The following is a 13,891-nucleotide window of genomic DNA, read 5'->3' as shown; positions in this document are numbered from 1 at the left end:
ATAGTACTGGCGTGAGCAAGCGACTGACCTGCGATGTCGTGGTCGTCGGAGCCGGAATGGTGGGCGCGGCCTGCGCCTTCTACGCGACCCGGGCGGGCCTCGACGTGATCCTCGTCGACCGTGGCCCGGTGGCGGGCGGCACCACCGGCGCCGGAGAGGGCAACCTCCTGGTCTCCGACAAGGAGCCCGGTCCGGAACTGGACCTGGCTCTCCTCTCGCTCCGCCTCTGGGCGGAAGTCGCCGAGGAGTTCGGGGAGTCCGTCGAGTACGAGGCCAAGGGCGGCGTGGTCGTCGCCTCGACGCCGGACGGCCTCACGGCCCTGGACCGCTTCGCCGACCGGCAGCGCGCGGCCGGAGTCGTCGCCGAGACCGTCGTGGGGGAGGGGCTGTACGACCTCGAACCCCACCTGGCCAAGGGCCTGCCCGGCGGTGTGCTGTACCCGCAGGACTGCCAGGTCATGCCCGCCCTCGCCGCCGCCGTCCTCGCCCGCGCCTCGGGCGCCCGCCTGCTGACCGGCCACACCGTGACGGCCGTCCTGCGCACCCCCGACGGCACGGTCCGCGGCGTCCGCACCGACCGCGGGGACCTCCATGCCCCGGCGGTCGTCAACGCCACCGGGACCTGGGGCGGCGACCTGGCCGCCCTCGCCGGCACCCACCTCCCGGTCCTCCCGCGCCGCGGCTTCGTCCTGGTCACCGAACCGTTCCCGCGCCTGATCCACCACAAGGTCTACGCCGCCGACTACGTGGCCGACGTGGCCAGCGACTCCGCCGCGCTCCAGACCTCCCCGGTCGTGGAGGGCACCGCCGCCGGACCGGTACTGATCGGCGCCAGCCGGGAACGGGTCGGGTTCGACCGCACCTTCTCGCTGTCCGTCGTCCGCGCCCTGGCCGCCGGAGCGACCCGGCTCTTCCCCGTCCTGGCCGACGTCCGCGCCCTGCGCTCCTACGCCGGGTTCCGCCCGTACCTCCCCGACCATCTGCCCGCCATCGGCCCCGACCCCCGGGTCCCGGGACTGCACCACGCCTGCGGGCACGAGGGCGCCGGAATCGGCCTCGCCACCGGCACCGCACACCTCATCACCCAGGCGCTGACCGGCAAGAGCCCCGACCTGAGCCTGACGCCCTTCCGCCCCGACCGCTTCCCCGCCCCCGAGGAGGCCGCGTGAGAACACCCCTGGACCTGGCCGGAGCCCGCCCGGGACCCGCCTTCACCGTCACCCTGGACGGCCGGGAGATCGAGGCGCTGCCCGGACAGACGGTGGCCGCCGCGCTCTGGGCGGCCGGGATCACCTCCTGGCGCGGCACCCGCGGCGCGGGCCGCCCACGCGGTGTCTTCTGCGGCATCGGCATCTGCTTCGACTGCCTGGTGACCGTCAACGACCGCCCCAACCAACGCGCCTGTCTGGTGCCCTTGCACCCCGGCGACGCGATCCGCACCCAGGAGGGGACGGGCCACGATGACTGACCGACCGCACCTCGCGGTGATCGGCGCGGGCCCCGCGGGCCTCGCCGCGACCCTCGCGGCCGCCGCCCACGGCGTACGGGTCACCCTGATCGACGCGGCCCCGGAGGCGGGCGGCCAGTTCTACCGGCAGCCCGCGTCGGATCTCGGTGCCCGCCGCCCCGAAGCCCTCCACCACCAATGGCGCACCTGGGAGCGACTGCGCGACGGAATGCGCAAACACGCCGACTTCGTACGGCACTTGACGGACCATCACGTCTGGCTCGTCGAACGCGGCCCCCGCGCGGGCTTCACCCTGCGGGCCCTCCTCGGCCCCGAGCAGACCGACCCGGCCGAGGTGCACGCCGACGCCGTGCTCCTGGCCACCGGCGGCTACGAGAAGGTGCTGCCCTTCCCCGGCTGGACCCTCCCCGGTGTCCTCACCGCGGGCGGCGCCCAGGCCATGCTCAAGGGCTCCCTGGCGGTGTCCGGCCGTACCGCGGTCGTCGCCGGGACCGGACCGCTGCTGCTGCCGGTCGCCACCGGCCTTGCGGCGGCGGGCGTCGAGGTCGCGGCCCTCGTGGAATCGGCCGACCCCCTGGGCTTCGTACGGCGCTCCCGGGCGCTGCTCGCCGAGCCCGCGAAGGTCGTCGAAGGCGCCGGGTACGCGGCCCGGCTGCTCCGGCACCGGGTGCCCACGCTCGCCCGGCACACCGTCGTCGAGGCGCACGGCACCGAGCGCCTTGAGGCGGTGACGGTGGCCGCGCTCGACCGCGCCGGGCGGACCAGGCCCGGCACCGGGCGCCGGATCCCGTGCGACACCCTGGCCGTCGGCCACGGCATGCTGCCGCACACCGACCTCGCCGAGACCCTCGGCTGCCGGCTCGACGGAGTCGCCGTGCACGTCGACGCGGAGCAGCGCACCGATGTACCCGGCGTCTGGGCGGCGGGGGAGACCACCGGCATCGGCGGGGCCGTGCTCTCCCTGGCCGAGGGGCACATCGCGGGCCGGTCCGCGGCGGCCCGGCTGCACGGGACCGAGCCCGACCCGCGCGCGTGGGCGGCGGCCGCGCGGACCCGGACCCGGCTGCGGGCCTTCTTCGCCGCGCTCGACGGCGTGTACGCGCCGCCCGCGCACTGGACGTCGCTGATCACCGACGACACCGTGGTGTGCCGCTGCGAGGAGGTCACCGGCGGCGCGGTCCGCGAGGCCGTCGAGGAACTCGGCGCCGGGGACGCGCGGACCGTCAAGCTGCTGACCCGGGCCGGAATGGGCTGGTGCCAGGGGCGGGTGTGCGGACCGGCGGTCGCGGGACTCGCCGGGTGCGCCCTGACCCCGTCCCGGCGGCCGTTCGCCCGGCCGGTGCCGCTCGGGGTGCTGGCGCGGGCCGGGGAGGCGGACGGCGACGCGTGAGTCATTTGGAACCAGTGACATGTCACACTTCACCGATCATCGAGGAGCCCGTATGACCACCACCGACCCCCGCCCCTGGCGCGGCGTCCTCGTCGCCACCGCCCTTCCGCTCACCGACGACCTCTCCGTGGACCACGCCCGGTACGCCGAGCACTGCGCGTGGCTCGTCGAGAACGGCTGTGACGGCGTCGTGCCGAACGGCTCGCTCGGCGAGTACCAGGTCCTCACCCCCGAGGAGCGGGCCAAGGTCGTCGAGACCGCGGTGTCCGCCATCGGCGGCGAGCGGGTGATGCCCGGCGTCGCCGCCTACGGCTCCGCCGAGGCCCGCCGCTGGGCCGAGCAGGCACGCGACGCGGGCTGCGCCTCCGTGATGCTGCTGCCGCCCAACGCCTACCGCGCCGACGAACGCTCGGTGCTGTCGCACTACGCCGAGGTCGCGAAGGCGGGCGTGCCGGTCGTGGCGTACAACAACCCCATCGACACCAAGGTCGACCTGGTGCCGGAACTGCTCGCCAAACTGCACGCCGAGGGCCACATCCACGCGGTCAAGGAGTTCTCCGGCGACGTCCGCCGCGCCTACCGCATCGCCGAACTGGCCCCGGAACTCGACCTGTTGATCGGCGCCGACGACGTCCTGCTGGAGCTGGCACTGGCCGGCGCCAAGGGCTGGGTGGCGGGCTACCCGAACGCGCTGCCTCGCGCGAGCGTCGAGCTGTACCGCGCGGCCGTCGCCGGGGACCTGGACACCGCCAGGAAGCTGTACGCGCAACTGCACCCGCTGCTGCGCTGGGACTCCCAGGTCGAGTTCGTGCAGGCCATCAAGTTGTCCATGGACATCGTGGGGCGGTACGGCGGTCCCGTGCGCCCGCCGCGCGTCCCGCTGCTGCCCGAGCAGGAGGCCGCCGTCAGGGCCGCCACCGAGCAGGCCGTCGCGGCCGGATTGGCGTAGCGGCCATGCGCAGCAGACTCGTCCTGCACGCCGTCGACTCGCACACCGAAGGCATGCCCACCAGGGTCGTCACCGGCGGCATCGGCACGGTCCCGGGCGCCACCATGAACGAACGGCGCCTGTGGTTCCGTGAGCACCGCGACGACATCAAGCAGCTCCTGATGAACGAGCCGCGCGGCCACTCGGCGATGAGCGGCGCCATCCTCCAGCCGCCCACCCGCCCCGACTGCGACTGGGGCGTGATCTACATCGAGGTCTCCGGCTATCTGCCGATGTGCGGGCACGGCACGATCGGCGTGGCGACCGTGCTGGTGGAGACCGGCATGGTCGAGGTCGTCGAACCGGTCACCACCATCCGGCTCGACACCCCGGCCGGACTCGTCGTCGCCGAGGTCGCGGTGGAGGGCGGGGCCGCGAAGGCGGTCACGCTGAAGAACGTGCCGTCCTTCTCCGTCGCCCTCGACCGCAAGATCGCACTGCCCGACGGGCGCACGGTGACATATGACCTGGCATACGGCGGCAACTTCTACGCCATCCTGCCGCTGGAGGAGTTCGGGCTGCCCTTCGACCGCGCCCGCAAGGACGACATCCTCAAGGCGGGCCTGTCCCTCATGGAGGCGATCAACGCGGAGGCCGAACCCGTACACCCGGAGGATCCGTCCATCCGCGGCTGCCACCACGTCCACCTGATCGCCCCCGGCGCCACCGCCCGCCACTCCCGGCACGCCATGGCCATCCACCCGGGCTGGTTCGACCGCTCGCCCTGCGGCACCGGCACCAGCGCCCGGATGGCCCAGCTGCACGCGCGCGGCGAACTCCCGCTGCACACCGAGTTCGTCAACGAGTCCTTCATCGGCACCCGGTTCACCGGGCGGCTCCTCGGCACCACCGAGGTCGCCGGGCGGCCCGCCGTCCTGCCCAGCTTCACCGGCCGCGCCTGGATCACCGGGACGGCCCAGTACCTGCTCGATCCGGACGATCCGTTTCCGGCCGGGTTCGTTCTCTAGCCCGATCCGCCCACCGGGGATAATGCCGGTGACGCGTGACATTGCATTCCCTAGGAGACCTCCCTATGCCCGCCCAGCCCGCCGGCGCCCCCTCCCTGCCCTCGCTGGGCGGCAAGAAGCGCAGCTACCGCGAGCGGGTCGCCGACGCCCTACGGGCCGCGCTGATCGCCGGCGAACTCCTGCCCGGCGAGGTGTACTCCGCGCCGACCCTGGCCGCCCGCTTCGGTGTCTCGGCCACCCCGGTGCGCGAAGCCATGCTCGATCTGGCCAAGGAGGGCCTGGTCGACACCGTGCCCAACAAGGGCTTCCGGGTCACAGAGGTCTCCGAGAAGCAGCTCGACGAGTACAAGCACATCCGCGCGCTCATCGAGATCCCCACGGTGGTGGAGCTGGCCAGGACCGCCGACGCGGTCTCCTTGGAGGCGCTGCGCCCGGCCGCCCGTGAGATCGTGCAGGCCGCGGCGGCCGGCGACCTCATCGCGTACGTCGAGGCCGACACCCGCTTCCACCTCGGCCTGCTCGCCCTCGCGGGCAACACCCACCTGGTCGAGGTGGTCGGCGACCTGCGCGGCCGCTCCCGCCTCTACGGCCTCACCGCGCTGGTGAAGGCGGGCCGGCTGCTGGCCTCCGCCGAGGAGCACCTCGAACTCCTCGACGCCCTGCTGGCCCGCGACGAGCACGCGGTCCGCGAGGTCATGACCCGGCACCTGGGCCATGTCCGGGGGCTGTGGGCCGCCAAGTAGGCGCATCCGACTTCGCGACCGGTGTCCCGCGCTTCGCCGCCTGGATCTGCTCGTACACATGGGTCCTCAGCTCGGCGAAGCGCGGGGCCACCCGGGTGTGCAACTGGTCCCGCTCGTCGGGGAGATCGATCTTCAGCTGCTCCTGGACGACGGTGGGGGAGGCGGACAGCACGATGACCCGCTCGCCGAGGTAGACGGCCTCGTCGATGTCGTGGGTGACGAACAGGATCGTGATGCCCCGCTCCCGCCACAACCGCCGTACCAGGTCCTCCAGCTCGGCCCGGGTCTGGGCGTCGACCGCCGCGAACGGCTCGTCCATCAGCAGCACCCGGGGCTCGTAGGCCAGCGCGCGGGCGATGGCCACCCGCTGTTGCATACCGCCGGACAACTGCCAGGGATACGCCCCCACCGCGTCCGCGAGCCCGACCGACGCCAGCGCGTCCCGCACCAGCTCCCGGCGCCGTCCCTTGTCCAAGTCCTTCTGCTTCAGAGGGAGTTCGACGTTCTGCCCGACCCGCATCCAGGGGAACAGGCTGCGCCCGTACTCCTGGAACACGAAGGCCATCCCGGGCGGCGGGCCGGTCACCCGGCTGCCCTCCAGCAGCACTTCACCGCCGGACGGGGCGAGCAGTCCGCCCATGCACTTCAGCAGGGTCGTCTTGCCGCAGCCCGACGGGCCGACCAGACAGGCGAGTTCACCCGCGTCGACGGTGAAGGTCAGATCGCGCACCGCCTCCACGCGCCGGCCTGATCCCTCGTAGACCTTCCTCAGGCCGCGGACGTCGAGCATGGGTTGCCCTTTCGCGAGGTTCACGGGGTTCACGAGGCTCACGGTGACCGCCGGGTGGCGGCGCGCAGGCCGTGATACCAGGCCAGCACCCGCCGTTCGACGAGTTGGAACACGACCGACAGCGCGAAGCCCAGCAGACCGAGGACCAGGATCCCGGTCCACATGTCGGGGATCGCGAAACTGCGCTGGAACTGCACGATGGTGAAGCCCAGCCCGTTGCTGGCGGCGAACATCTCGCTGATGACCATCAGGATGATGCCGATGGACAGCGCCTGACGCAGCCCCGCGAAGATCTGCGGACTCGCCGATCGCAGCACCACATGCCGCAGCCGCGCCGTGCCCTTGACCCCGTAACTGCGGGCCGTCTCCGCCATCACCGGATCGACCGCGCGCACGCCCTCGACGGTGTTGAGCAGGATCGGCCACACACAGCCGCTCGCGATCACCGTGATCTTCATGGTGTCGCCGATGCCCGCGAACAGCATGATGACCGGCACCAGAACCGGCGGCGGCACCGCCCGCAGGAACTCCAGCACCGGCTCGCACACCGCGCGCACCCGCCGGTACGAACCGATGACCATGCCGAGCCCGACACCCACCACGGCCGCCAGGGCGTAACCGCCGGTCAGCCGGAGGACGCTGGGCAGTACGTCGTCCCTGAGCCGGTCGCCGGTCCAGACATCCGGGAAGGTCTCCAGGATGGTCCGCAGCGGTGGCCAGTACACGTCCGTACTGTCGTCCGACGCCAGCCACCACACGCCCACCAGCACGGCGGGCAGCGCGAGCACGAACACGAGCCGCATCAGCAGCAGCCTCACACCGCCACCTCCCCGCGCACCGACTGATGCCAGGCCAGCGCCCACCGCTCCACCGTGCGCGCGCCCACGTTGATCAGCAGCCCCAGCAGCCCGGTGACCACGATCAGCGCGTACATCTCCGGCACCGCCTGCGAGGTCTGCGCGACGGCGATCCGCGCCCCCAACCCCGGGGCACCGATGACGAGTTCGGCGGTCACGGCGAGGATCAGCGCCACCGAGGCGGCGAGCCGTACCCCGGTCATGACGTACGGCAGCGCGGTCGGCCACAGGACATGCCGGATCCGGGCCCAGGTGCCGAGACCGTACGACCGCGCCGTCTCGTCGGCGACCGGGTCCACGTCCTGGACGCCGTACAGGACCTGGATCAGTACCTGCCAGAACGCGGCGTACACGACCAGCAGGAGGACCGAGCGCAGTTCCGTGCCGTACAGCAGGACGGCGAGCGGGATCAGGGCGACGGAGGGGATCGGGCGGAGGAACTCGATGGTGGAGGCGGTGGCTTCGCGGAGGTACGGCACCACGGCGATCAGCACCCCCGCCACGATGCCCGCGCAGGAGGCCACGGCGAGGCCCAGCGCCCAGCCGGCGAGGGTGTCGCCGAGCGCCGACCAGAAGGCGGAGTCGGCGAGTTCGGTCCCGAAGGCGTCGGCGATCCGGCTGGTCGGCGGGAAGTACTCCTCCTTGACCAGGCCGAGCCGCGGCACCGCCTCGCCCAGAGCGAGGAAGACCGCGAGCCCGGCCGCGCCGAGCATGGCGTTCAGGCCCCTCACGAGAGCAGCTTGTCCAGGTCCGGGGTCGTCTTGAACAGCCCGTCCTGCTCGCCGAGTTGCATCAGCTTCTCGATGGAGGCGCGGTTCGCGTCGGCCGGCCACTTCGGCAGGGTCACCTGCTCCAGCACCGCGGGCGGAATCTTGGTGTACGTGGTGACGATCTGGCGGACCTCGTCCGGATGGGCGTCGGCGTAGGCGAGGGACTCTGCGGTGGCGTCCTGGAACTTCTTCACCACCTCCGGGTTCTCCTGCCCGTACTGCGTGGAGGTGAAGTACATCGCCACCGTCAGGTTCGGGGCCACGTCGACCAGCGAGGAGGCGATCTCGCGCCCGCCCTGGCTCTTGATCGTGGCGAGCGCCGGTTCGACCACCATGGCCGCGTCGATCTGCCCGGCGTCCAGCGCGGCGGGCATCTGGTCGAAGGCCAGCTCGACGAACTGCACTTGGTCCGGGTCACCGCCCGCCTTGCGCACCGACTCGCGCACCGCGGTCTCGTTGATGTTCTTGAGCGTGTTGACGGCGACCTTCTTGCCCGCGAGCTCCTTCGGCGACTTCAGTGCGCTGTCGCCCTTGACGGTCAGTGCCCCGAAGTCCTTGCCGTCCTGGCCGGTTGAGGCGATGCCGTTGGAGATGGCCTTGACCGGCACGTTGTTGGACTGGGCGATCATCAGCGAGGTCATGTTGCTGAACCCGAACTGGTACTGCCCGCTGACCACGGCCGGCACGATCGCTGCCCCGCCCTGAGCGGTCGTCAACTTCAGCTTCAGGCCCTGCTTTTCGTAGAAGCCCTTCTCCTGGCCGAGGTAGAGGGGCGCGACGTCGACGATGGGGATGAGCCCCACGGTGACGGTCGTGACGCCGCCCGGCGATCCCGCCCCGTCGTCCGACGTGTCACCGTCGTCGGACGAGCCGCAGGCCGTCAGGGCGAACAGGAATGTGCTTGCCGCGAGACCGGCGAGCAGACGACGCATGACTCCTCCTGTGCAGACAACGGTGTTCCGACAGGCTGTGCGCTGACCGCACAGTAGTGCTCAAATGCGCTCAGCGGGAAGGTAGAAGCCTGTACCGATCAGGTCAGCCAGTTTCGCTGACAAAATTGTTGACACAGTTTCCGCAACAGGAGGCGATGATGCCCGAGCCGGGCCGCGGACGCCACTTCGTGAACTCCTTCGCGCACGGCCTCGCCGTCGTCCGTTCCTTCGACGCCGAGCACCCCACCCGTACGCTCTCCGACGTCGCCCGCGACTGCGGACTGACCCGCGCGGCCGCCCGCCGACTGCTGCTGACCCTGGCCGACCTCGGCTATGTCCACCAGGACGGACGCCAGTTCAGACTCACCCCGCGCGTCCTGGAGCTCGGCTACTCCTACCTCTCCAGTTTCACCCTGCCCGAGCTGGCCGAACCGCATCTGGAGCAACTCGTCGGCCGCATACGGGAGTCGTCGTCCCTGTGCGTCCTGGACGGCGACGACATCGTGTACGTGGCCCGGGTGCCGACCAGCCGCATCATGACCGCGGCCATCACGGTGGGCACCCGCTTCCCGGCCCACGTCACCTCGGTGGGCCGGGTGATCCTCGCGGACCTGCCGGACGAGGAGATCGACACCCGCCTGTCACGCGCCGACCTGACCCCGCTGACCCCGCGCACGATGACGACGCTGGACGCCCTGCGGGCCGAGCTGCGCCGCGTGCGCCGCCAGGGCTACGCGATCGTCGACCAGGAACTGGAGCTGGGCCTGCGCTCGATCGCCGCCCCGGTGCGGGACCGGGGCGGCGAGGTGACGGCGGCGGTGAACATCGCGGTGCACGCGGGCCGGAACTCCCTTGAATCCGTGCGCCGTGACCTGCTGCCGCCGCTGCTGGACACGGTCGCCCGGATCGAGGCCGACCTCCGGATCACAGGTCCAGCACGAGCCTCTTCCCCCGGCACCGGGACACACAGATGAGCATGGTGTCCCCGGCCGCCCGCTCGGCCTCCGTCAGCACCGAGTCCCGGTGGTCCGGGGTGCCCTCGACGACATCGGTCTCACAGGTGCCGCAGGTGCCCTCGGTGCAGGAGTACAGCACCTCGACCCCGGCGGCGCGCACGCTGTCGAGTACGGAGACGCCGGGCGGGACGGTGAGAGTACGGCCGCTCTGCGCGAGGACGACCTCGAACTCGGTGTCCTGGTCGGCCTGTTGTTCCTTCGCCTGGAACCGCTCGACGTGGAGAACTCCGGCGGGAGTGGCGGCCTCCACCGCGTCCAGGAGTGGCCCCGGACCGCAGCAGTAGACGAGGGTGCCGTCCGGGAGATCGTCGAGCACCGACGGCAGATCCAACAGCCCCGTCTCGTCCTGGGGCGCGAGGGTCACGCGGTCGCCGTAGCGGCGGAGTTCCTCGGTGAACGCCATCGAGGCGCGCGTGCGGCCGCCGTAGAGCAGGGTCCACTCGGCGCCCGCCGCCTCCGCCGCGGCGAGCATGGGCAGGATCGGGGTGATGCCGATGCCACCGGCGATGAAACGGTAGCGGTGGGCTGGGCGGAGGGCGAAGTGATTGCGCGGCCCGCGCACCTCGACCTTGTCACCCGCCCCCAACCGCTCGTGCACGAAGGCGGATCCGCCCCGCCCGTCCTCCTCCCGCAGCACCGCGATCCGCCAGGCGGTGCGGTCGGCCGGGTCGCCGCACAGGGAGTACTGGCGCTCCAGGCCCGGGGCGAGCACGAGGTCGATGTGGGCGCCGGGTTCCCAGGCGGGGAGGGGCTCGCCGAGAGGGCGCTCCAAAGTGAGCCCGAGCACCCCGTCGGCGAGGAACTCCCGCTCCCGGAGGACGAGTTCGGTCATGACGTATGCCCCTCGGGGTGGCCGAGCATCCACTCCCACATGGCGACCGGGTCCTCGGCGGTGTGCTCGGCACCGCAGTGACAGGTGCCGTGCAGGACATCGGTGCCCGGCACCCAGTCGATGCGGTAGATCTCGCCGGTCGGTGCCGTCACAGGACCTTCTCCACGGGCTTGTCGCCCTCCTCGACCAGCCGCGCGAGGATACGGCGGGCGGCCAGTCCACCGGTGTCGATGTTGATGCTCAGCTCCTGGTAGCCGTGCCGTTCGGTGCCGAGCGTGCGCTGGAGCAGATCGAGCGCGGTGACGTCCTGCATGACGACGGTGTGGTTGTTGCTCCGCAGGAACTCGGTGACCTCCGCGTCGTCGGTCGCCCAGTCCCGGGAGACCGCCCAGAAGTCGTACACCTCGCCGTCGCCGGAGGGCGTGATGGCGTAGGTGATCTCGGTGTGGAAGCCACCGGGATCACTGCCGTCCACCTCCGGCACGACCCCGACCGGCGCGACCCGACTGTGCAGGAGATAGAGACAGGGCGCGTGGTACTCGATGTCCTGCCACCGCATGATCCGCCCTTCGATCCCCGTCGACTTGGCGTAGAACGGCGGACATTCGGCGTCGTCCATGTGCCGGCTCACCCGGACGATCCCGGCGCCCTCGTCGACCTCCGTGGTGATCGGCGTCTCGGCGACCTCGGGGGTGCCGATGTAACCGCCGTGCAGATAGGTCTCGTGGGACAGGTCGAGGAGGTTGTCGACGAGGAGCCCGTAGTCGCAGGCGATGGGCTCCATGCCGCGGACGGTGACCCAGCCGGGGGAGTCCAGGTGCCGGGCCCGCGGGATGCTCCGCGGGTCGGCGAGGTCGGGGTCCCCGATCCACACCCACACCAGCGAGTCCTGCTCGACGACGGGATAGGAGGCGATGCGGGCGGTGCGGGGGATGCGTTTCTGCCCCGGCACATAGACGCATGTGCCGGTCGTGTCGTAGGTGAACCCGTGATACCCGCACACGACCCGGTCCCCGTCGAGCCGCGTCGGCGCCTCGGACAGCGGATAACGCCGGTGCACACACCGGTCGTTGAGCGCGATGACGGTCCCGTCCCCCTCCGTGCGGTAGAAGACGAGCGGCTCCCCGAGCACCCTCCGCCCGAACAACTCCCGCCCCACCTCATGGCTGTAGGCGGCGACGTACCACTGGTTCCTGGCGAAGGCGGTCATGTGAGGCATGGGGGTTCCCGTCCCTGTCGGCGGGGCGGCCTCGCCCCGCGTGCCGTGGTTGGAATCAGGGTCGTGAGGGGTGTGGTTAGCGCGCAAGGCGGCTTCTGTCAGGCGGAAGCGTATCTACGAAAGAGCTGGTCAGGGCGTTGTCGTGCGTCTTGCTCGTCACTGGCAGCGGCTGCGGGGTGTCCCCGCTGGGTTGATCACTCCTGAGGTGGCCCGTGATGGGCTCGGCGAACACATCCGATCGCGCAGCTGCCGTGATTGTCCGGAGATGAGATTCTTGTTAGTTAACGCGCTAATTTCTGTTCGTTCATGTACGGGATGTCTGCTTGCCGCCCTGCTCTGGCTGAACTCGATCGCTGGTCGCTGCGACCTGCCGTGAGCTGTTTCACTGGTTCGCTTTGTCCAGACCGCTCGGAGGAGGGAGAACGGTAGCCGTGCAGCGGTTGAGAGTTCGGTGTCCGTGAGCACTTTGGCCCGTGAGGGTGGGGGATGGCCGCGGATACGGGGCTGACGCCCTGCGGCGACTGGCGCCCCACCTGGCTTTGCAGGGGAGAGACAGCTGCCATGGAAACGGCCGGGAGGGGAACCCAGATGCTTTTGAGGCCGTAAGTTCGGCCTTGAGCTGATGATGTGACGCCCTGCGTGCTTGCGGCAGCGCGGCAGGTGCTCGCTCACCCGGCATGAACCGCCCCGGTCATAGGGCGGATGTCTGAGTCCGCTGTCTCAGTGATCACGTGGTGCTCTTGGGCGCCCGGGCACCGGCTCCACTGGGATTCCTGGTCGGTCTCTTGGCAGCAGCACTCGCAGTCCGCCTGGCCGGGCCTCGCACGTGACGGGAAGAGGCAGCGTCACGGGTTCACCATCGATCCCTGCGTGCAGCAGTTGCTGTCCCCGGCCGTGCAACGTGATGCTGGCCGCCCTCCAAGCGATGGCAGCATCGCCTGCCGGACCTGGGCCGGGCTGCTGTCCCAGCAGCTGGCTGCGGAGGGCTCGGAGGAGATCCGGCGGTGTGTCGGTCGGGCCCTTGAGCACGATGCCGCCGAGTAGGCCCGAGGTGAGCGTGAAGCGGCGCCCCAAGTAGCGTGGAGTGGCGATGTGGTACGGGTTGTTGGAAACCAGCACCACTTGCGGGAACCGGACGGTTCCCCGCGGGGTGTCCACGTCGGCCTCGACCCCTTGCGTTCCTTTGAGGTAGTCGGGGGCGAGCGACGCGAAGGTGCGCGCCTTGTCCTCCCGGTACCCGGGGTCCAGCAGGGCATCGGCGTAGAGGCCAAACGACACGTTGTTGACGAAGACGTGCGGGCCCACCACGCCGAGATCCAGATGGGTGAGCACGCCGTCGGTCACGGCACTCAGTGAGGACACCGGGTTGCGGATGTCGAGGCCCAGATCCCGGGCGAAATGGTTGCGCGTGCCCGCCGGGACCACCAGCAACGGCCGGTCCGTGGCGAAGGCCACCGCGGCCACGGCCGATACTGTTCCGTCGCCGCCCGCGACCCCCAGTACCTCGGCCCCCTCATGGACCGCGCGCCTGGCGAGTGACGCTGCGTCCTGCTCGGCGCTGGTCGACCAGACCCGTGCGCCCATGCTCTCGGCACGGTTGACCAGGTCGAAACGGGCAGTCTTGCCGCCGCCCGAGCGTGGATTTGCCACGACCACCACCCGAGTACGTGCCCCAGCTCCAGCCATCACCGCACCCACTTCCGCCGCGCCCGTCGGTCGCCGACCGACCGATCGAGTCCAGTACGACCAGGCTGGCAGACCCCTCCTTGCCTCCGCGCGACCGACAGCGACAGAGTCCAGGCATTCGACCTGGACCCGAAGTCGCTGCTTGAGGGCCTCTGGTCGGCGCGGTTCCATGGGTGGAAGTCGGGGTCGGCCTGGATGTGACGGTTCCCGCACCGCCTGAGTGCGGTGCCGG

General features: G+C 71.1%; 15 protein-coding genes. 7 read left to right on the top strand and 8 right to left on the bottom strand.

Translation table 11 applies throughout. The features are described 5' to 3' along the window. Positions 1–11 precede the first annotated feature (11 nt). From BN159_RS08545 to BN159_RS08520, 6 genes are all read left to right on the top strand, one after another. Entirely contained in the window at positions 12–1,169 is a 1,158-nt protein-coding gene (locus tag BN159_RS08545; RefSeq protein ID WP_041818977.1) for an NAD(P)/FAD-dependent oxidoreductase, read from the top strand. Beyond that, positions 1,166–1,468: a (2Fe-2S)-binding protein gene (locus BN159_RS08540; RefSeq protein WP_015656537.1), complete on the top strand. Its 303-nt coding sequence runs from the start codon at positions 1,166–1,168 to the stop codon at positions 1,466–1,468. The genes BN159_RS08545 and BN159_RS08540 overlap by 4 nt, the downstream gene beginning before the upstream one ends. Then, positions 1,461–2,858 (top strand): NAD(P)/FAD-dependent oxidoreductase, encoded by a 1,398-nt coding sequence (locus tag BN159_RS08535; RefSeq protein WP_015656536.1) that lies wholly within the window; start codon positions 1,461–1,463, stop codon positions 2,856–2,858. Before BN159_RS08540 ends, BN159_RS08535 begins: the two co-directional genes overlap by 8 nt. A gap of 52 nt (positions 2,859–2,910) precedes the next feature. After that, the gene (locus tag BN159_RS08530; protein ID WP_015656535.1) at positions 2,911–3,807 is read left to right on the top strand and encodes a dihydrodipicolinate synthase family protein; all 897 of its coding nucleotides are present in this window, start codon (positions 2,911–2,913) and stop codon (positions 3,805–3,807) included. Positions 3,808–3,812: 5 nt separating this feature from the next. Further along, on the top strand, positions 3,813–4,814 hold the full coding sequence (locus BN159_RS08525; RefSeq protein WP_015656534.1) for a proline racemase family protein: 1,002 nt from the start codon (positions 3,813–3,815) through the stop codon (positions 4,812–4,814). A gap of 65 nt (positions 4,815–4,879) precedes the next feature. Further along, complete coding sequence (locus BN159_RS08520) at positions 4,880–5,557, top strand: GntR family transcriptional regulator (RefSeq protein WP_015656533.1); 678 nt, start codon at positions 4,880–4,882, stop codon at positions 5,555–5,557. Here BN159_RS08520 and BN159_RS08515 read toward each other — a convergent pair. The 4 genes from BN159_RS08515 to BN159_RS08500 are packed head-to-tail and all read right to left on the bottom strand — an operon-like array spanning position 5,508 to position 8,906. Further along, a complete protein-coding gene (locus tag BN159_RS08515) occupies positions 5,508–6,347 on the bottom strand; it encodes an ABC transporter ATP-binding protein (RefSeq protein WP_051113487.1) in 840 nt (279 codons plus the stop codon). The genes BN159_RS08520 and BN159_RS08515 overlap by 50 nt on opposite strands. Positions 6,348–6,385: 38 nt before the next feature. Further along, a complete protein-coding gene (locus tag BN159_RS08510) occupies positions 6,386–7,165 on the bottom strand; it encodes an ABC transporter permease (protein WP_041818975.1) in 780 nt (259 codons plus the stop codon). Continuing rightward, a complete protein-coding gene (locus BN159_RS08505) occupies positions 7,162–7,935 on the bottom strand; it encodes an ABC transporter permease (RefSeq protein WP_041818973.1) in 774 nt (257 codons plus the stop codon). Before BN159_RS08505 ends, BN159_RS08510 begins: the two co-directional genes overlap by 4 nt. Beyond that, a complete protein-coding gene (locus BN159_RS08500; RefSeq protein ID WP_015656529.1) occupies positions 7,932–8,906 on the bottom strand; it encodes an ABC transporter substrate-binding protein in 975 nt (324 codons plus the stop codon). The genes BN159_RS08505 and BN159_RS08500 overlap by 4 nt, the downstream gene beginning before the upstream one ends. A 158-nt stretch (positions 8,907–9,064) precedes the next feature. Between BN159_RS08500 and BN159_RS08495 the strand changes: the two genes are divergently transcribed. Then, positions 9,065–9,880, top strand: coding sequence for an IclR family transcriptional regulator domain-containing protein (locus BN159_RS08495; protein ID WP_015656528.1), 816 nt, complete (start codon positions 9,065–9,067; stop codon positions 9,878–9,880). On the opposite strand, the gene BN159_RS08490 is transcribed toward BN159_RS08495, so the two are convergent. The 4 genes from BN159_RS08490 to BN159_RS08480 form a co-directional block, all read right to left on the bottom strand. Then, positions 9,831–10,754 (bottom strand): PDR/VanB family oxidoreductase, encoded by a 924-nt coding sequence (locus BN159_RS08490; protein ID WP_015656527.1) that lies wholly within the window; start codon positions 10,752–10,754, stop codon positions 9,831–9,833. The genes BN159_RS08495 and BN159_RS08490 overlap by 50 nt on opposite strands. Next, the gene (locus BN159_RS46140; RefSeq protein WP_015656526.1) at positions 10,751–10,906 is read right to left on the bottom strand and encodes a hypothetical protein; all 156 of its coding nucleotides are present in this window, start codon (positions 10,904–10,906) and stop codon (positions 10,751–10,753) included. Before BN159_RS46140 ends, BN159_RS08490 begins: the two co-directional genes overlap by 4 nt. Beyond that, the gene (locus BN159_RS08485) at positions 10,903–11,973 is read right to left on the bottom strand and encodes an aromatic ring-hydroxylating dioxygenase subunit alpha (RefSeq protein ID WP_015656525.1); all 1,071 of its coding nucleotides are present in this window, start codon (positions 11,971–11,973) and stop codon (positions 10,903–10,905) included. Before BN159_RS08485 ends, BN159_RS46140 begins: the two co-directional genes overlap by 4 nt. Positions 11,974–12,693: 720 nt before the next feature. Next, the gene (locus BN159_RS08480) at positions 12,694–13,623 is read right to left on the bottom strand and encodes a diacylglycerol/lipid kinase family protein (protein WP_015656524.1); all 930 of its coding nucleotides are present in this window, start codon (positions 13,621–13,623) and stop codon (positions 12,694–12,696) included. Positions 13,624–13,891 lie beyond the last annotated feature (268 nt).

Origin of the sequence: Streptomyces davaonensis JCM 4913, assembly GCF_000349325.1 — a bacterium.
GTDB classification, from domain to species: domain Bacteria; phylum Actinomycetota; class Actinomycetes; order Streptomycetales; family Streptomycetaceae; genus Streptomyces; species Streptomyces davaonensis.
Note: the sequence above shows the minus strand (reverse complement) of the source record. Positions and strands in the feature narration are given on the sequence as shown.